Origin of the sequence: Bradyrhizobium sp. SYSU BS000235 (assembly GCF_049747295.1) — a bacterium.
Lineage (GTDB): Bacteria > Pseudomonadota > Alphaproteobacteria > Rhizobiales > Xanthobacteraceae > Afipia.
The window spans coordinates 3,558,399-3,576,171 of the sequence record NZ_JBMHJM010000001.1 but is presented as its reverse complement, the minus strand read 5'-3'; the positions used below and the strand labels follow the sequence as shown (position 1 = coordinate 3,576,171).

Annotated in this window: 21 protein-coding genes; 14 read left to right on the top strand and 7 right to left on the bottom strand. The window is 58.0% G+C overall.

Annotation, left to right across the window (positions count from 1 at the left end; translation table 11 throughout):
* The first annotated feature begins 287 nt into the window (after window positions 1–287).
* The 3 genes from ACP0KA_RS16680 to fghA all read left to right on the top strand — a co-directional run bounded on the left by ACP0KA_RS16680 (window position 288) and on the right by fghA (window position 2,939).
* A complete protein-coding gene (locus ACP0KA_RS16680) occupies window positions 288–1,397 on the top strand; it encodes an S-(hydroxymethyl)glutathione dehydrogenase/class III alcohol dehydrogenase (protein ID WP_424629848.1) in 1,110 nt (369 codons plus the stop codon).
* Between the two features lie 39 nt (window positions 1,398–1,436).
* On the top strand, window positions 1,437–2,003 hold the full coding sequence (gfa, locus tag ACP0KA_RS16675) for an S-(hydroxymethyl)glutathione synthase (protein WP_424629847.1): 567 nt from the start codon (window positions 1,437–1,439) through the stop codon (window positions 2,001–2,003).
* A gap of 90 nt (window positions 2,004–2,093) precedes the next feature.
* A complete protein-coding gene (gene fghA / locus ACP0KA_RS16670; protein ID WP_424629846.1) occupies window positions 2,094–2,939 on the top strand; it encodes an S-formylglutathione hydrolase in 846 nt (281 codons plus the stop codon).
* Between the two features lie 3 nt (window positions 2,940–2,942).
* Here the strand turns inward: fghA and ACP0KA_RS16665 are convergent, their stop codons facing one another.
* Window positions 2,943–3,458 carry a DUF3280 domain-containing protein gene (locus ACP0KA_RS16665; RefSeq protein WP_424629845.1) on the bottom strand — a complete coding sequence of 172 codons (516 nt, stop codon included), beginning with the start codon at window positions 3,456–3,458 and terminating at the stop codon, window positions 2,943–2,945.
* Window positions 3,459–3,594: 136 nt separating this feature from the next.
* Here ACP0KA_RS16665 and ACP0KA_RS16660 point away from each other — a divergent pair, with 136 nt between their 5' ends.
* The 5 genes from ACP0KA_RS16660 to ACP0KA_RS16640 are packed head-to-tail and all read left to right on the top strand — an operon-like array spanning window position 3,595 to window position 8,027.
* Window positions 3,595–4,770: an ABC transporter substrate-binding protein gene (locus ACP0KA_RS16660; RefSeq protein WP_424631635.1), complete on the top strand. Its 1,176-nt coding sequence runs from the start codon at window positions 3,595–3,597 to the stop codon at window positions 4,768–4,770.
* Window positions 4,771–4,787: 17 nt separating this feature from the next.
* Window positions 4,788–5,759 (top strand): YVTN family beta-propeller repeat protein, encoded by a 972-nt coding sequence (locus ACP0KA_RS16655; protein ID WP_424629844.1) that lies wholly within the window; start codon window positions 4,788–4,790, stop codon window positions 5,757–5,759.
* A gap of 17 nt (window positions 5,760–5,776) precedes the next feature.
* Complete coding sequence (locus ACP0KA_RS16650) at window positions 5,777–6,574, top strand: ABC transporter ATP-binding protein (protein ID WP_424629843.1); 798 nt, start codon at window positions 5,777–5,779, stop codon at window positions 6,572–6,574.
* Window positions 6,571–7,419, top strand: coding sequence for an ABC transporter permease (locus ACP0KA_RS16645; protein ID WP_424629842.1), 849 nt, complete (start codon window positions 6,571–6,573; stop codon window positions 7,417–7,419). Before ACP0KA_RS16650 ends, ACP0KA_RS16645 begins: the two co-directional genes overlap by 4 nt.
* Window positions 7,416–8,027 (top strand): hypothetical protein, encoded by a 612-nt coding sequence (locus ACP0KA_RS16640; RefSeq protein WP_424629841.1) that lies wholly within the window; start codon window positions 7,416–7,418, stop codon window positions 8,025–8,027. The genes ACP0KA_RS16645 and ACP0KA_RS16640 overlap by 4 nt, the downstream gene beginning before the upstream one ends.
* A gap of 6 nt (window positions 8,028–8,033) precedes the next feature.
* Here the strand turns inward: ACP0KA_RS16640 and ACP0KA_RS16635 are convergent, their stop codons facing one another.
* The 4 genes from ACP0KA_RS16635 to xoxF5 all read right to left on the bottom strand — a co-directional run bounded on the left by ACP0KA_RS16635 (window position 8,034) and on the right by xoxF5 (window position 11,968).
* Window positions 8,034–8,582 (bottom strand): PQQ-dependent catabolism-associated CXXCW motif protein, encoded by a 549-nt coding sequence (locus ACP0KA_RS16635; protein ID WP_424631634.1) that lies wholly within the window; start codon window positions 8,580–8,582, stop codon window positions 8,034–8,036.
* Window positions 8,583–8,596: 14 nt separating this feature from the next.
* On the bottom strand, window positions 8,597–9,406 hold the full coding sequence (locus ACP0KA_RS16630) for a substrate-binding domain-containing protein (protein WP_424631633.1): 810 nt from the start codon (window positions 9,404–9,406) through the stop codon (window positions 8,597–8,599).
* A gap of 129 nt (window positions 9,407–9,535) precedes the next feature.
* Window positions 9,536–9,997, bottom strand: coding sequence for a c-type cytochrome, methanol metabolism-related (locus ACP0KA_RS16625; RefSeq protein ID WP_424629840.1), 462 nt, complete (start codon window positions 9,995–9,997; stop codon window positions 9,536–9,538).
* Between the two features lie 153 nt (window positions 9,998–10,150).
* On the bottom strand, window positions 10,151–11,968 hold the full coding sequence (xoxF5, locus tag ACP0KA_RS16620) for a lanthanide-dependent methanol dehydrogenase XoxF5 (RefSeq protein ID WP_424629839.1): 1,818 nt from the start codon (window positions 11,966–11,968) through the stop codon (window positions 10,151–10,153).
* Window positions 11,969–12,382: 414 nt separating this feature from the next.
* Between xoxF5 and ACP0KA_RS16615 the strand changes: the two genes are divergently transcribed.
* Together ACP0KA_RS16615 and ACP0KA_RS16610 are read left to right on the top strand one after the other, a co-directional pair.
* A complete protein-coding gene (locus ACP0KA_RS16615) occupies window positions 12,383–13,267 on the top strand; it encodes a quinoprotein relay system zinc metallohydrolase 2 (protein ID WP_424631632.1) in 885 nt (294 codons plus the stop codon).
* A 66-nt stretch (window positions 13,268–13,333) separates the two neighbouring features.
* A complete protein-coding gene (locus ACP0KA_RS16610; protein ID WP_424629838.1) occupies window positions 13,334–14,167 on the top strand; it encodes a quinoprotein dehydrogenase-associated SoxYZ-like carrier in 834 nt (277 codons plus the stop codon).
* Window positions 14,168–14,190: 23 nt separating this feature from the next.
* On the opposite strand, the gene ACP0KA_RS16605 is transcribed toward ACP0KA_RS16610, so the two are convergent.
* A complete protein-coding gene (locus tag ACP0KA_RS16605) occupies window positions 14,191–14,484 on the bottom strand; it encodes a hypothetical protein (RefSeq protein WP_424631631.1) in 294 nt (97 codons plus the stop codon).
* 186 nt (window positions 14,485–14,670) lie between these two features.
* Between ACP0KA_RS16605 and ACP0KA_RS16600 the strand changes: the two genes are divergently transcribed.
* From ACP0KA_RS16600 to ACP0KA_RS16585, 4 genes are read left to right on the top strand one after another with little or no spacing between them, the layout of a single operon-like run.
* A complete protein-coding gene (locus tag ACP0KA_RS16600; protein ID WP_424629837.1) occupies window positions 14,671–15,651 on the top strand; it encodes an ABC transporter substrate-binding protein in 981 nt (326 codons plus the stop codon).
* A 2-nt stretch (window positions 15,652–15,653) separates the two neighbouring features.
* On the top strand, window positions 15,654–16,391 hold the full coding sequence (locus tag ACP0KA_RS16595; RefSeq protein ID WP_424629836.1) for an ABC transporter permease: 738 nt from the start codon (window positions 15,654–15,656) through the stop codon (window positions 16,389–16,391).
* A complete protein-coding gene (locus ACP0KA_RS16590; protein ID WP_424631630.1) occupies window positions 16,360–17,109 on the top strand; it encodes an ABC transporter ATP-binding protein in 750 nt (249 codons plus the stop codon). The genes ACP0KA_RS16595 and ACP0KA_RS16590 overlap by 32 nt, the downstream gene beginning before the upstream one ends.
* A gap of 60 nt (window positions 17,110–17,169) precedes the next feature.
* Window positions 17,170–17,514: a hypothetical protein gene (locus ACP0KA_RS16585; RefSeq protein ID WP_424629835.1), complete on the top strand. Its 345-nt coding sequence runs from the start codon at window positions 17,170–17,172 to the stop codon at window positions 17,512–17,514.
* 16 nt (window positions 17,515–17,530) lie between these two features.
* Here ACP0KA_RS16585 and ACP0KA_RS16580 read toward each other — a convergent pair whose 3' ends face one another.
* Complete coding sequence (locus ACP0KA_RS16580) at window positions 17,531–17,761, bottom strand: hypothetical protein (RefSeq protein ID WP_424629834.1); 231 nt, start codon at window positions 17,759–17,761, stop codon at window positions 17,531–17,533.
* Window positions 17,762–17,773 lie beyond the last annotated feature (12 nt).

Below are 17,773 nucleotides of genomic sequence, written 5' to 3'. Positions count from 1 at the left end.
ATGGGCATGCAATGCTTCATACTGCTGAGCAAGACTTCCCGATGCTTTTTGCGTTGCGGAAGGGATTTTCGAAAAGGCCACCGCTCCTCTTCCGCGGATGGCTTGAGTGCAAAAACAGCACTCACTGAAGGAGTGATGCCGGACTGGCGACATCCGGCATTTTGACGCACCTTTCGAGATTAGGACGATCAGAACGGCGACGTTTATTTCAGCGCGATACAGGACTGCAGGTCAAAAAATTTGGAAGTCTAGGCTCAGGCAAGAACGTTTGAGAGGAGACCGAACCAATGAAGACACGCGCCGCTGTTGCCTTTGCAGCAAAGCGCCCTCTTGAGATCGTCGAACTTGATCTGGAAGGTCCCAAAGCCGGAGAAGTACTCGTCGAAATCATGGCGACGGGCATCTGCCACACCGATGCCTACACCCTCGATGGCTTCGACAGTGAAGGCATCTTTCCCTCCATCCTCGGACACGAAGGCGCAGGGATCGTGCGCGAGGTCGGCCCCGGCGTGACATCCGTCAAACCCGGCGATCACGTCATCCCGCTGTACACGCCGGAATGCCGTGAATGTAAGAGCTGCCTCAGCCGTAAGACCAATTTGTGCACGAAAATCCGTGCCACCCAAGGCAAGGGCGTCATGCCCGATGGAACATCGCGCTTCAGCTACAAGGGCGAAACAATCTATCACTATATGGGGTGCTCGACCTTCTCCAACTTCACCGTGCTGCCCGAGATCGCAGTGGCGAAAATCCGCGAGGACGCGCCGTTCCAGTCTACGTGCTACATCGGCTGCGGCGTCACCACCGGCGTCGGTGCCGTGGTCAATACCGCGAAGGTCGAGCCTGGTTCGAACGTTGTCGTCTTTGGCCTCGGCGGCATCGGATTGAACGTCATCCAGGGCGCCAAGATGATCGGCGCCGACAAGATCATCGGCGTGGACCTCAATGACGCGAAAGAGGAATGGGGCCGCCGTTTCGGCATGACCCATTTCGTCAACCCGTCGAAAGTCAGCGGGGACATCGTCCAACACCTCGTTAACCTGACCGATGGCGGAGCGGACTACACCTTCGACTGCACCGGGAACACCAATGTGATGCGACAGGCGTTAGAGGCCTGCCATCGCGGCTGGGGTGTCTCCGTGGTGATCGGCGTGGCGGAAGCCGGCAAGGAGATTTCCACACGCCCCTTCCAGCTGGTGACCGGTCGGGTGTGGAAAGGCTCGGCTTTCGGGGGCGCCCGCGGCCGCACCGACGTGCCGAAGATCGTCGACTGGTACATGACCGGCAAAATCGAAATCGATCCGATGATTACTCATGTGCTGAAACTGGAGGATATCAACAAGGGCTTCGATCTCATGCACGAGGGAAAGTCCATCCGCTCGGTCGTCGTCTATTAAATCAACAAGGCAAAATGCAAATGTAAGGGAGGTTGAGTCATGGCTGTCAGTCTTCACCCATCCATCGATAATGGGGTCCGCAAAGGCTCCGGCACCTTCGCCGGAGGCACTCTTGTCTGCAAATGCAAGGACAGGCCTGTCAAAGTCGGCATCAAGGGCGATGTCGCACATAACCACGCCTGTGGATGCACCAAATGCTGGAAGCCGGAAGGCGCAACGTTCTCGGTCGTCGCCGTTGTGCCCAGCAGCAGTGTGACTGTGCTGGAGAACGGCGATAAGCTGAAGGTGGTCGACGCATCCGCAACGATTCAGCGACATGCATGCACTGTCTGCGGCACGCACATGTATGGTCGGATCGAAAACAAGAACCATCCGTTTTACGGCCTCGACTTCATCCATCCCGAACTATTCGAGGAACAAGGTTCGGCTGCGCCAGGCTTTGCCGCCTTCGTGTCATCCGTCATTGAATCGGGTGTCGACCCAGGTGAAATGGACGGCATACGTGCGCGCCTCAAGGAGATCGGGCTCGAACCCTATGACTGCCTGTCGCCGGCGCTGATGGACGCGATCGCAGCCCATACAGCGAAAGCACGAATGGCGGCTTGACCTATCCGTCGGTCTGATGGCACGTCACGCGTAGCCACCAGACCGGCTGAACTATTTTAGACTGATCACCTCTTGACCAGGCAGAGACACATGACGATCGAAACTGTTTCCCTCAATCGATCGCATGGTGGATGGCAAGGCGTCTACAAACATCCGAGCGAAGCGACCGGAACGGACATGACCTTTTCGGTCTTCGTTCCGCAGCAAGCATCCGACGTGAAGATGCCCGTGGTCTGGTACCTGTCAGGCCTGACCTGCACCCATGCCAACGTCACGGAAAAGGGTGAATATCGAAAAGCGTGCGCCGAGCTCGGATTGATCTTTGTCGCCCCCGATACCAGCCCGCGCGGCGAAGGTGTCCCCGATGATCCCGCGGGCGCCTATGACTTCGGCCTTGGCGCCGGCTTTTATGTCGATGCGACAAGAGAGCCGTTCGCGAAGAATTATCGGATGCTGAATTACGTCACCCGTGAGCTTCCCGAACTGGTTAGAGCCGAATTTCCGACTGACATGGATCGCCAATCGATCATGGGCCACTCGATGGGAGGCCATGGCGCACTGACCATTGCGCTGAGCAATCCCAACCGCTTCCGCGCTGCGAGCGCTTTCGCGCCGATCGTTGCGCCATCGCAGGTGCCGTGGGGCAAAAAGGCTCTGGGTGGCTATTTCGGAGACGATCACAAGCTGTGGCGTAAACACGATACCGTCGCACTGATCGAGGACGGCGCACGCTTTCCGGAATTTCTCGTCGACTACGGCGACGCCGACCAGTTCCTGAACGAGCAGCTTCGCCCCGAACTTCTCCAGGAAGCCTGCGCGAAAGCAGGCATTCCCCTCACCCTGCGCCGCCAAAGCGGTTACGATCACAGCTACTATTTCATTTCCACCTTCATGGAAGATCACCTGCGCTGGCATGCCAAGCGGATGACCGCCTGAGATCTACTTCGGCGTCTCAGGCTTCGGAGCGAGCAGCCGGTTTCGCAGCAGATAACTCACCGCGCGCGACCAGGATTCATCCGTGTTGCCGCGCATATCCACGCTCGCGGCAGCGACCATCTGCCCGGTGTGGGTGTCTCGAATATAGACGTTCATGTTCAGGATCAGGTTGGACACCTTCTGCACCACACCCGTGACGGAAAGATCTGCACCGACCTTTTGAGCGAGCTGCACATCGCATCCGCCGCACGATTGAAGATTGCTGTTGTGCGCCGCAGCGCTAACGGGTGCGATATCCACCAACTGGAACTTGGCGGAATCGGCGAGACCCTTACGAAGCTGATCGCCGGCGCTCTTCAATCGCGCCTGCTCATCGGCCCGCGCACCATTGGTTTCGCCCTGCAGGCTGGTATCGACAAGCTCGAAATCAAAGACAGCCGCTTTAGGTGGATCGGCAAGAGCGGGCCCTGCAAATAACGCGACGGACAGCAACGCACCTGCAAACGACAGCACCTTCATGCGGCGTCCTTTCGATAGCTGCACTGCACACGGCGGCAAAATATCATACCCGCTACAAGCCGATCAGCCATATCTTCCGGACAGAAAGGCTTTATCATTTGTTGGGGGCTCGACCACGGAGACCGCGTTGAATCGACTGGCGTGCAGTTTGATTGCCTTCGGTGCCTTTGTTTCGGTTGCGCATGCGGCCGATCCGACCACAATCAAAATCGGCTATCTGACCCGTGACGAGATCAAGCCCACGCTTTCGCTGATCGATCTGCCGACAAAGGATGATGGCGTGGCTGGAGCCCGCCTTGCGATCGACGATAACAACACCACGGGCAAGTTCCTGAACCAGCGCTTTACGCTGGAGGAAGTCCGCCTCAAGGACGGAGATGATCCCGCCGCCGCAGCCTCCAAGCTCGCCGATCAACAAGTCGCATTTGTCGTCGCCGATCTTCCGCCCGACGCTCTTTTGAAAGCCGCCGATGCCGTCCGCGATCGCGGAACCGTGCTCTTCAATGCTGGAGCGATCGATGATCGGCTCAGAGAGGAAGATTGCCGCAGCAATGTGATCCACACCGCGCCGACCCGCTCGATGCTTGCCGATGGCCTTGCGCAGTATCTGGTCTGGAAACAGTGGAAACGCTGGCTTCTCGTGCTGGGATCGCATCCCGAAGACAAGCTCTATGCCGCTGCCCTGCGGCGGGCGGCGACACGCTTCGGCGCCAAGATCGTCCAGGAGCGTGTTTTCGAGGATACCGGCGGTGCGCGCCGGACTGATAGTGGCGTGACCCAGATCCAACGGCAGATGCCGGTATTCACCCAACAGGCGCCAGCCTATGATGTTCTGGTTGCCGCGGATGAAAGCGAAGTGTTCGCTTCTTATCTGCCCTACCGCACGTGGGACCCGCGACCGGTGGCCGGATCGGCTGGGCTCGTTCCCAAGAGCTGGGATGCGTCGCACGATCAATGGGGCGCCGTTCAGATGCAAAACCGCTTCATCAAGCTCAATTCAAGGCTGATGACGGCACTCGACATGCAGGCCTGGACGGCCGTTCGCATGATCGGCGAAGCCACCTCGCGGACCCGCTCCGGCGATCCGAAGACCGTCACCGACTTTCTCAAAAGCAAGGACTTCTCGCTCGCCGCCTTCAAAGGGCAGCGGCTGACACTGCGCGACTGGAATTTGCAGTTGCGCCAACCCATCCTGCTGGCGGACGGCCGCATGGTGGTGTCCGTCTCGCCGCAGGAAGGTTTTCTGCATCAGACGTCGGAACTCGATACGCTTGGGTACGATCGTCCCGAGACCAAGTGCAAACTGAAGTGACACACTGGAGGGAATGCATGCGGCGACACTGCCTTCTGCTCGGAGCGCTCCTGTTGCTCGCGGCCGCGACGCCGGCAAATGCCTACCTTGCTTATATCTCAAACGAAAAGAGCAACACGGTCTCCGTGATCGATACCGGGAAATGGGCTGTCGTCAACACCATCAAAGTCGGCCAGCGCCCGCGCGGCATCGAACTCACCAGGGACGGTAAGTTCGTCTTGGTCGCCGTGGGAGATGACGACAAGATCGAGATGATCGACACCGCGACGCAAAAGGTGGTCGACAGCCTCCCCTCCGGACCGGACCCCGAGCTCTTTACCCAGGATGCCGCCGGCAAAATCCTCTACGTCGCCAACGAGAATGACAACACCGTCACCATTATCGACATCGCAAAGCGCGCGCGCGTCGGTGACGTTCAGGTCGGTGTCGAACCGGAAGGAATGACGCTCAGTCCGGATGGAAAGATCCTGATCAACACATCCGAGACCACCAACATGGCGCATTTTATCGACACCCAGACCCGGGAGATTGTCGCGAATGTGCTGGTCGACTCGCGGCCGCGTTATGCCGAATACAAGAGCGACAGCTCGGAACTCTGGGTGTCCTCGGAGATCGGCGGCACGGTATCGATCATCGATCCAGCGAAACAGACGATCATGAAGAAGATTTCATTCAATATTCCCGGCATGCGCAGCGAGGCGATCCAGCCCGTGGGCATGGCAATCACCCGCGACAACAAAACCGCCTTCGTTGCCCTTGGTCCAGCCAATCGCATTGCCGTTATCGACGCCACTACCCACCAGGTCTCAAAATATCTGCTGGTCGGCCAGCGGGTCTGGCACATGGCGTTTACACCGGATGAAAAATATCTGCTCGCCACGAATGGCGTCTCCAACGATGTCTCCGTCATCGATGTTGCCGCGCTCAAGGTCATTAAGACCATTCAGGTGGGCGAGTTGCCGTGGGGGGTGACGATTTCGCAGCAATGACCGTGACAGATGTACCGATGAGCAAAACAGTAGTCTCTGACGAGCCCCCGTCCTCGTCAAACCAGGCGGCTGCGCTCTCGGTGGCCGGCGTCAGCCATTCCTATGGCAGCCGCCGGGCGCTCGACAATGTCAGTTTCTCGATCGCACCGGCGACGTTTCTGGCTCTGCTGGGCCTCAACGGTGCCGGAAAAAGCACCCTCGTCTCTCTGATCACGCGGCTGTTTGGCGTGCAGTCGGGAAGCATTGAGATATTCAATCACGACATCCGGCATCGCCCGAGCGAGGCGCTGCGCATGCTCGGCGTCGTCTTTCAACCACGCACGCTCGATCTCGATCTCTCGGTAACACAGAATCTGGTCTATCACGCCGCCTTGCACGGCATCGGTAGACGCGAGGCACTTGCGCGGGCGGACGATCTGCTACGGCGTCTTGGTCTCGCTGACCGTTCGAAAGATAAGGTTCGCGTGCTCTCCGGCGGGCAGATGCGGCGCCTCGAAATCGCCCGCGCGCTGCTGCACCGGCCGCGCCTGCTCTTGCTCGACGAGCCCACCGTCGGCCTCGACGTCAAAGCGCGCTTCGATATCCTGACCTATGTACGGCGTCTGGTCAGCGAAGACCGCATCAGCGTGCTGTGGGCCACTCATCTGTTCGACGAGATCACGCCCGACGATGATCTCGTCGTCCTGCATCACGGCAAGGTGCGCGCCCATGGCGTGGCCTCGCATGTGATCAAGGACGCCGGAGCGCCCAACCTCCACTCCGCATTCGTGCAGCTTACCGGAGCGGCCGTGGACACAGTGAGCAGCGCGCCATGACCGTCACAACCATTCCCGAACGACCGACCGGTCTTTCCTTTTCGCAATATGCGACGTGCCTGAAGGGCATTGTCTGGCGCGAGGGATTGCGCTTCCTGCATCAGCGCGAACGATTCATCTCCGCCCTGGTGCGCCCCCTGGTCTGGCTGTTCATCTTCGCTGCCGGCTTCCGCCAGGTGCTCGGGGTATCCATCATTCCACCTTATGAGACCTACATTCTCTATGAGGTCTATATCACGCCCGGATTGATGGCGATGATCCAGCTGTTCAACGGCATGCAGTCGTCGCTCTCCATGGTGTACGATCGCGAGATGGGCAACATGCGAACGCTGCTCGTGAGCCCGTTGCCGCGCTGGTATCTCCTGACCTGCAAGCTGCTTGCGGGCACGGCTGTCTCCATCGTGCAGGTCTATGCCTTCCTTTTAATTGCGTGGTTCTGGGAAATCGAACCACCTACAATCGGATATTTCACGGTCATTCCTGCGCTGATCCTCTCAGGCCTTATGCTCGGCGCTCTCGGCATGCTGATCTCATCCGGCATCAAGCAGCTGGAGAACTTCGCCGGCGTCATGAACTTTGTGATCTTCCCGATGTTCTTCGCGTCATCCGCCTTGTATCCGCTATGGCGTGTGCGGGAAGGAAGCCCGATGCTTTATTACGTCTGCCAATTCAACCCGTTCACCCATGCGGTCGAACTCATCCGCTTCGCGCTCTATGGACAAGTCAACTGGATATCCTTGGCCGTGGTCAGCGGGTGCACGCTTCTCTTCATGATTGCCGCTGTTATCGCTTATGATCCCTCGCGCGGTTTGCGACGAGCTCCTGCGGGAGGTGAGGCAACATGAGCACACGGACCCTGGTCATTATCGCGCTTTTACTTGTTGGGGCGGCGGCTCCAGCAGTTGCCGCCGATCCCCGCTACCCCGACTGGCCATGCGCGCAGGCAAAGGTGCCGGAGATTTCCCTGGCCGCGGTGTGGGCGGGACCCTCGCTGGATGACGTTAAAGACAAATGGAAAGCGGACGACAAGGTTGACTCGCTGGTCGCCCGGCTTGCTGCGCGCCGCACCTCAATGGAGGACGCGGAGAAACTGATTACGGAGTTCCTGTCGAACTCAAAAGACAAAGCTCAAAACGGAAAGATGTTGTTCGCCGGGCTATTCGAGTCGCTCAATGCCCAGCGCAACTCGGTGATGAACGGCCTTGAGCGCGTCACCCGTAAACAGCGGGCAGCCGCGGACAAGGTTCGGGCCGATACCCTCGCGCTTCACGAGCTTCAGGATTCGCCAACACCCGATGCGACCAAGGTCGAGCAACTTTCCAACCAACTGACCTGGGAGACCCGTATTTTTGAAGACCGCAACAAGGTCATTCGCTTCGCGTGCGAGGTGCCGACGATCATCGATCAGCGCCTATTCGCGCTGGGGCGCACGATCCAGCAGGAAATGGAGTGAGGGTCCTTATTCCGCGGGACGAGGCTCCGGCTTTGAATCCTCAACGGGAAGATCGAATTGCTGCCAGCCATCAGTCCCATCGGGATACCAGGCGACATTGGTGTATCCATAGGACAAAGCCCGCTTCGCCGCGTTCCATGACATCCAGCAATTGGCTTGGCAGTAGAACACGAGAAGCTTGTTCAGCTTTCCGTCGGTGGCGCGCTTGAGGCCTTGCCGCAGGTAATCCTCAGTGCTGGCGGCAAGCTCGCCATATCCTGTATCAGGCAGCCAGATGCTTCCGGGAATGTTATGCCGCGGCGTCTCCCGCCAGACCGTACCGGCAGGGAGATTGGGTCGCGGCGGGTGCGGCAAGACGTCGATGAACACGGCTGAACCGCTGCGCCAGATGGTCTCCGCGTCATCGGTCGTGAGCACGCGGCCGCCCTTGAGTGTGGCAGGCACCGGCGCGCGATAGTCGTCGGTCCGATAAGTCTCGGGTTCAGCCGGTGGACCGTTCTCCGGAAATGCAGACGAACATGACAGCAGGAGCGCGATTGCGATCACCCGCGGCAACCACCGCACGGGGGTTACTTCGTCAGCGCTTCGGCGGTGATCGGCCGGTCGTTTTCATCGAGCAGCGGGACGCCGAAGTCGAGCAGGATTTTATTGATTTCCGGCTGGTTCTCCTGGATGAAGCGGTTGAGCAGTCGCTTCCAGTTCTGGTCCGCCGGACGCACACCCATGCCAATACGGTAAGCAAGCTGCGGTCCCGACTTCTCCTTGGTGAGAGGAATAATGCGCAACGGCGGGTTGGCCTGCCTGGCGTAATAGCCTGCCATCGGCCCCCACAGAACCCCGGCATCGATCTGGCCGGAGCTGACATCCTTGACCATCGCCTCAGCAGACGAGTCGACACGGGTATCGATGACCAGCGGATAAGGCTTCGCGCTTGTCATAAGGCCGTTGGCCGCCATAACGGTGCCCGGTGGCGTTCCTGCCACGATGCCGATGCGTTTGCCCTTAAGGCGCTCGTCAGCCAACGTCGCCACGTCGTCGAGCCCGCTACCACTTTTGGTAATGAGCGCATAGGACGTGCGGTAATAAGGGTTCGTGCCCTGCGCAAGGTCGTCGCCTTGCGGAAAGCCGAGGATCACATCGCAGCGATGGGAGCCCAGCGTCATCCGCACAAAGCCCGTGGCCTGCGGGAAGAACGCATAAGCGAGCTTCTTGCCAAGCTTCTGCGCCATGAACTCGGCAAGCTTGTTTTCAAAGCCTTCTCCCTTCTCATTGGAGAACGGGAGATTGTGCGGATCGGCGCAGACCCGAAGAACTTTCGGGTCGACGAGTTCAATGGAAAGATCGGTGCCTTCGGGCAAGGCCTGTGCCGATGCAGGCATACAATGGAAAAGCCCGACCAATGCGGCACCTACGGAAAACGCAAACGCCCCGCGTGGTACGACTCTTGCCATCGCGGCCTCCTTTTTGATTTTCACTTGCTCGTTCTACGCTGTGCTAATCGTTGAAGGTCACTTTCCAATACAGGAGTCTTCCGCCTGCTTTGCTGCTTCCGGCTTATCCTCGTGTTTGGCCGGTCGTACGCGTCCTACAGCCTCGTTCGCACGCGCCCGGAGATAGACGTAGATATCATCCATGAAACAAGCGACGTTCGGATTGTCGCCGAGCGCCGGCATCACGTTTTCCTGCGATGTCGTCACGTTTTTTCGCCCGCTCGCGACCACTGTGAGGAAATCCGTGTAGTTCATAGTCTTCAGCGAATTCTTCAGAGCCGGCGCATAGGTCGAGCCTTCGCCGTCAGGCCCGTGGCAAACGTGGCACTCCGAATGATAGCGACGATAGCCGGAATAAGTGTACCAATCGACTGTTCCGTCGGCCTGGACCTTGTAGGTCGGATTACCGTCCTTGTCGAAGTACTTTCCGTTTTCATTTTTGACAGCAGCCGGGTCTCCACTGCCATCGGCTAGAGCCACGCCTCCTCCCAAGAGGACAACAAACAACGCTGCGGCGATAAAACCGTTGTGCACGGGCTTTCCTCATTTTTGATTATTGTTCTGGTTGATGGGTCAAACGAACCGGCGCGAGGAAAGGTTCCACGCGCCGGTTGATTGCATCCTGCGCTGCGACTAGTTCGGCAACGCAAACACTGTGAGCGAGCCGCCAAGCGCCGTGTAGTTGCGCAAGCCAGCGTAGCCACCCACCGCACCGAGGCCGGCGGTCGGATCGGTCAGACCAGCCGCGAGGCCAATGCCCGCCCATCCACCGACACCGGACAGGATCGCAATGTATTGCTTGCCGCCCTGCTCGTAGGTGGTGACGTTGCCGATGATGCCGGACGGATTCTTGAACTTGTAAAGTTCCTTACCCGTCTTGGCGTCTACAGCCTTCAGGTAACCTTCGAGCGTTCCGTAGAACACCACGCCACCGGCTGTCGCGAGTGCACCAGACCAGACCGAGAATTGCTCCTTATCGGACCAAACGATCTTTCCGGTCTTGGCATCCCAGGCGATGAAGTTGCCCATGTGGCTTTCACCCGGAGGTGGATACATGGACAGCGTCGCGCCGACATACGGCTGACCCGCAGTGTAACGCACGCGGAACGGTTCGTAGTCCATGCAGACGTGGTTGGTCGGCACGTAGAACAAACCGGTTTCGGGTGAGAACGCGGCCGGCTGCTGATCCTTGGTACCAAGAGCTGCCGGACAGATGCCCTTCACGTTGACATCCTCACCCTGCTGGTCGGTCGAGTACTGCTTGACCACGAGCGGACGTCCATAGGTCGGTGAGTTCTTGTCCATGTCGACCTTGGTGGCCCAATTGACCTTCGGGTCATACTTTTCAGCAACAAGCAGTTCGCCATTGGTGCGATCGAGCGTGTAAGCAAAGCCGTTACGATCGAAATGCACCAGTGTCTTGCGGTTGGTCCCGCCGATATTCTGGTCGGCCAGAATCATTTCGTTGACGCCGTCGTAATCCCACTCGTCATGAGGTGTCATCTGATACACCCACTTCGCCATGCCGGTATCGGGATCACGCGCCCAGATCGCCATCGACCAGCGATTGTCACCGGGCCGCTGCTTTGGATTCCACGTCGAAGGGTTGCCCGATCCATAGTAGATCAGGTTCAATTCGGGATCGTAGGCATACCATCCCCACGTCGTTCCTCCGCCGATCTTCCATTGATCGCCTTGCCAGGTATTGATGCCGGAGTCTTTGCCCACCGGCTTGCCAAGGTGTGTTGTCTTGACCGGATCCATCAATGTGTCGCTGTCAGGACCCATCGAATAGCCGCGCCACGCCTGTTTGCCGTCTTTAATATTGTAGGCGGTGAGAGACCCTCGAACACCGAATTCGCCGCCGGAAATGCCGACATAGACTTTATCCTTGACGATCATCGGCGCCGATGTGCCCGTCTCTCCCTTGCCAGGATCGCCGTTCTTCACCGACCAGACGACTTTTCCGTCCTTGGCATCAAGAGCAACGAGTGTGGTGTCAGCCTGATAAAGGAAAATCTTGCCATCCGCATATGACACACCGCGATTGACTGTATCGCAGCACATCACGGGAATGACGTTCGGATCTTGTTTCGGTTCATACTTCCAGACGATCTTGTTCTCGTCCTTCAGGTTCATCGCATAAACGACGTTCGGGAACGGCGTATGAAGATACATCATGTCGCCGATCACAAGCGGTCCACCTTCATGGCCGCGCAGCACGCCGGTTGAGAACGTCCAAGCGACTTGCAGCTTTCCGACGTTATCTGCGTTGATTTGTTTGAGTTGAGAGTACCGGTGGTTGGCGTAGTTACCAGTTGGCATAACCCAATCTTTTGGGTTCTGCTGCATCTTGATCAATTCGTCATTGGCATACGCGGCACCTGCGGTCCATACCGCTACAATGCCAAGACAACTCGCAAGACAGGTCGCAGTTATGACCTTGCGCATCACGTATCCTCCCACGTTTTTATTGCAACTTCCCTGTAGACCGGGGTTATCGTGGCAGCGTGTCAGGTTGGCAGCGCGTCATAGCATCAGCGACAAAGGCGAGCGTCCTGAGACATTCGTCTCCTCGCATCAGCTTCCGATGAAAACATCGGCGATCCCAGTCAACCGAAGTCAAGTTAGAGTCGGAAACAGGCAAATGCTATGCTGGTCACTCAGAGCGTGCAACAGAAATGTACCGTTGCGCTTATTAACACTGCAAAGCGTCACGCTGTCGCGCTCTCGCATTACACATTCATTGCTTGCTCGGTGAAACAGTCGAGTGCACCGCCGCAAGACAACGCTCAAAGAACGATGAAGCTCATGATCCGCGCCATCGCGATACTGACATTCTTCACCATAGTGATCGCGACAACGATGACGACAACGCGCGCGCAGCCCGCCGTCTCCCCTTTAAAAACAGATGAGATCGCGCCGGGCGTCTTCGTTCATATTGGCGAAATCTCGCTGATGACGCGCGGGAATGAAGGCGCGACAGCCAATGTCGGCTTTATCATTGGTGATGACGCCGTTGCCGTGATCGATACGGGTGGAAGCGTTCAGGAAGGACGCTGCCTCCTCGCAGCAATTCGCACGCGCACTCAAAAGCCGATCCGATATGTCATCAATACGCACGGCCATCCTGACCATGTCTTTGGCAACGCAGCATTCGCCAACGATCAAATTACCTTTGTGGGTCATCGAAATCTGCCAAGAGCACTGGCGACACACGGTCAATTCTACATCGACGCTTTTCGCCGCTTGATGGGTGAAGAATTGATTTCCGATGTCAGAATTATCTCCCCGACGCTTCTGGTCGACGATCAACTCACGCTCAATCTTGGAAACAGGAATCTAACACTTCAAGCTTGGCCCGCGGCTCATACCGACAACGATCTCACGTTGCTCGACAGCAAGACGGGAACTTTCTTTGCCGGAGACCTCATTTTCCGCGACCACGTGCCGGTACTCGATGGCAGCATCATCAGCTGGCTCAATGTTCTGAAGACAATGTCCGGCGTAGCGGCGAAGCGTGTCGTCCCAGGTCATGGCTCCGTTGCTGATTGGCCAGACGCGATTACTGACGAACAGCGTTATCTCGAGAAGCTCGCAACAGATACTCGGGCATCCATCAAACAGGGAGTTCCGCTGGCGTCAGCTGCGAAGACGAACGGAACTTCCGAAAAGTCGCGGTGGCAGTTGTTCGATGACTATAATTCACGCAACGCAACTGCAGCATTTTCAGAGCTTGAGTGGGAATAGTGGGAATACCGAAGCAACGGGTGTAATCTCCTTAAGTCTGGCTTGATCGCAGAAGGGATCCTGATCATGCGCGGAATGACGAGTCAGTTTCTTGGCCTGGTAGGTGTTGCTCTCGCCGTCACGTTCGCCGCGCCCTTGTCCTATGCGGATCCTCCGCAACGCACAGACCCATGGCCCGGTCTGGTTCAGGACATTTTTAACAATCGCACGATGGACGATGGTACCGGCGTGATTTCGATCGAGATGCCATCACGCGCCGAGGATGCTGCGATCGTGCCTGTCACGTTGCGCACGACTTTGCCATCCGGCGATACGCGGCATGTGAAGTCGATCACGCTGGTGATCGACGAAAATCCCGCACCAATGGCGGCGAAATTTAAGCTTGGTGAAGCAGCCGGCGTATCGGAGATATCGACGCGCGTCCGCGTCAACAATTACACGATGGTTCATGCAGTCGCCGAGTTGGATGACGGCAAACTTTTGATGGTCAAAACCTATGTCAAAGCGTCCGGCGGCTGCTCGGCCCCTGCGGCAAAAACGGCAGATGAGGCCTCAAAGCGTCTCGGGCAAATGCGATTCAGGCAATTCGCGAAATCAACCGACGCTCCGGCAAGCGGCGCGCGCGAGGCGCAATTGATGATCGGGCATCCCAACAACTCGGGACTGCAGATGGATCAGGTGACGCATCTCTATGTTCCTGCCCTCTTCATCAATGAACTGCGCATTTGGCAGGGCGACAAGCTTGTGCTCGCCATGGAGGGAGGCATCTCGATCTCGGAAGACCCCAATATCCGCTTCTCCTACATTTCAAACGGCGCGCAACAATTCCGCGTCGAGGCAAAGGATACGGACGGCCGGGTATTTAAAGGAGAATGGCCAGCCGAATCCTCGGCCATGTAAGCTTGAATGACTTTTTACTGTTTCTAGAAGCAGCGCACTTCCGCTTCGGCCTGCGCCCGCCGCAAATCATTCGTCGCGGTTTTCGCCTGCTCGGTGGATCGGAACTGCCCCCCCATCTCACCCGGTACTTGGGCCATGCTCAACACGGTCTCGGCGCTGATATAGCGGTCATAAGGCAACAGACTCGCGACCACATCAATGGAGCATGAGCACTGTTCGAGCGACTGCCGCGTCTCTCCGTTAGCCTTCATGCAACCAAAGACATAATCCGCCCGGGCTGATGTCGGATAATCGTTCAGATCTTCCGCGTGCGACATTGACGCTGTTGCAAGCAGCGCGACCGCAAGCACACATATCTGTTTGACGATCGTCATTCCGCGGCCTCACTCATCAGATTGACTTTGATGCTAGTTGAAATGGTTGAACAGGAAATCGTCAAGATCGTTGTCTGCTTGCCATTCCCATGATGATGTTCGCTGTCGAAAGGCTTAGGCGTGAAAGGCATGCTTTCCAGTCTCATGCGTTGCTTGCTCATTGTCCTGCCGTTACTTTGGCTGAGCTCCCCCGCGCGCGCGACCGGGACGGTGCGTCTCGCGATTCAGAAGACCGGCACCGTCGCATGGGAGCTCGCCGTCATTCGCACCCACGGATTGGACAAGAGGGCTGACCTAAATATCGCCGTGACCGAGCTTGCCAGTCCCGAAGCGGGCAAGATCGCTCTGCGCGGCGGCTCCGCGGACGTCATCATCGCCGATTGGCTCTGGGTGTCACGCGAGCGGCAACTCGGAACCAAGCTCGTATTCTATCCCTACTCCAGCGCGCTTGGCGCGGTAATGGTGCCCGCTTCGTCGTCCATCCGCACTTTCGATGACCTAAAAGGCCGCAAACTCGCTGTTGCGGGCGGTGCCATCGACAAGAACTGGATCCTGCTTCAGGCCGCCATGAAGCTGGATGGCATCGACATCAAATCTGAAGCGAATGTCGTCTTTGGCGCCCCGCCCCTGCTGGCCGCGAAAACCGCCAGCGGCGAAATGGACGCCGCGCTGAATTACTGGAACTTCTCCGCTGCGCTCGAAGCCAAAGGCTTCCGCCGCATCGGTGGTATAGAAAATATTCTGCCGAAGCTCGGTGCCAAAGGACCGACAGCCATGATTGGTTATGTCTTCAATGAGCGTTGGGCTGACAAGAACCGCGACCTGATTGCCCGTTATATTGCCGTGACGCGCCAGGCAAAGGAGATCCTGGCGACCTCCGATGAGGAATGGGAGAAGATCGCCCCCATAACCGCCGCACCAGATAGGGCAACATTACGTACCTATCGTGATCGCTACCGCGAGGGAATTCCGCGCCGGTCGATCGCCGAAGAACAAGAGGATGCCCGCGTGCTGTATAAGGTCCTGGCGGAAACCGGTGGCACGGATCTGGTCGGACCAGCGCGGGAGCTCGACCCCGGTACATTCTATCGTGCCATCCCGGGCAGCTGACGATGGCGCGACTGCTGTCCCTTTTGATCTTCCTGTGCACGTGGTGGATTGCATCCTTGGCAATCGGCCCGCAGATGCTTCCGCCGCCTCCAGCCGTCATCGGCGCAATTATCGAGGAAGCCCGCTCCGGCGCACTGCTGTTTCATCTCAGCGCAACGCTCGCCCGCGTTGCGCTGGCCTTTACCCTCGCCATGACGCTCGGGACCGCCATCGGCTATTTCATGGGCCGCGTCAGGACGGCGGATCGCCTCGGTGACCCCTGGCTGATCCTGCTTCTCAATCTGCCGGCGCTGGTGGTCATCATCCTCGCTTACATCTGGGCGGGATTGACCGAAGTCGCCGCTATTGCCGCCATTGCCATCAACAAGCTGCCAAACGCTGTCGTGACGGTGCGCGAAGGCACGCGTGCACTCGATCATCGCCTCGATGAAATGGCGACGGTCTTTGCAATGCCGCGTGGGCGGACGTTTCGCCACGTGGTGATCCCCCAGTTGGCGCCCTACATTGCGGCTGCGGCCCGGTCCGGCCTGTCGCTGGTCTGGAAGATCGTTCTCGTTGCCGAACTGCTGGGGCGCCCAAACGGTGTCGGCTTTGAAATCGGCACAGCCTTTCAACTGTTCGACATTACCCATATCCTTGCATACGCCCTGGCCTTCGCTGCCGTTGTCATGATGATCGAAACGTTTCTGGTGCAACCCTTTGAAAGACGTGCATCCCGCTGGCGGCAGCGCGCTGCTTGAGGTCAAGATCGATCAGAAGTTTTTTGTCACAGCCGCTGGCGAACGGCTGGAAGTCTTGCGCGATGTGCACTTCGCGCTTGAGCGGGGTGACGTTGCGGCATTTGTCGGCCCGTCCGGCTGCGGCAAGACGACAATGCTGCGGATCATCGCCGGCCTCGAACGCGACTATCGCGGACACATCAACCACCCCTCCGGCATCCGGCTAGGAATGGTCTTTGAGGAGCCGCGGCTTCTTCCATGGCGATCCGTCGAAGACAACGTGCGGCTCGTCATGCGCGATGTCGACGAGACAAGGCTCTCAGACCTGTTCTCGGCTCTTGAGTTGGCGGAGCATCGAACCCACTATCCCGGCGAACTTTCGCTCGGTCTGGCCCGCCGCGTTGCACTTGCGCGCGCTTTTGCCATCGCCCCGGATATCCTCATTCTCGACGAGCCTCTGGCATCGTTGGACAAGATCCTTGCTGCGCGCCTGCGAAACGAACTCATCGCGCTGGTCGATAGCCGCCTTCTGACAACGCTGTTGGTCACCCACGATATCAGCGACGCCGCGCGCCTTGGGGACCGCATCTTCATTCTCTCGGCTCACCCCATGTGCATCGCAGCACAAATACCGATCCCGATTCCCCGGAAGGTCCGGACAGAACGGGATATCGAGGCCATCCAGTTCGAGGTCGGTCAACGAATGAAAGAAAACGCCATACCGCAGGATGGTTCATAGGCGAGGCCTGCCTCCAGTGTTAAGCTTCGACACTGGTCTTGCGTTGGGGAGACGTCATCGATGCAAAGATTGCTCATTCTGATCGCGCTCGTCTTGGCGGGTTCTGCTGAACTGAAAGCGCAAGGCAAAGGCGTCCGATTCTGGAATCTGACAACTGCGACAGTGAGCAGCTTTCAACTATCGCCGGTGGGAAAGGATGCCTGGGGATCGAATCTAACCTTGAACGATAAAGACAAGGAAGTGGACCACGACGAACGGCTGCGCATCACCGGTGTGGAGCCTGGACGCTATGATGCCAAGATCGGCTATCCCAACGGACGCGTATGCTTCGCTCGCGCCATCGAGATCAAGGCTGACGCCGTCTTCACAATAGAAGACAAGGATCTGAAGGACTGCAACCGATAACAGTCAGCGTTTGGCGTCAAAGAGGACGCGACGGAGCTGTCGCATCCGCCTTGTCGTTCTTGCCCGGATATTCGCAGCGCCATTTCACCGCATTCCACTTTGGATGCTCGCCGACCCATTGAGCGATATAGGGCGGTGCAGCCATCGCGCATTGCTGGGGCGATCCGCTCCAGGCGAATTGAAGGTGAGCCTCTTCGCACATTGAGGGAGAGGCAATAGCACAGACAGTCACAATCAGCTCGATCATCTCGGTCGCCTC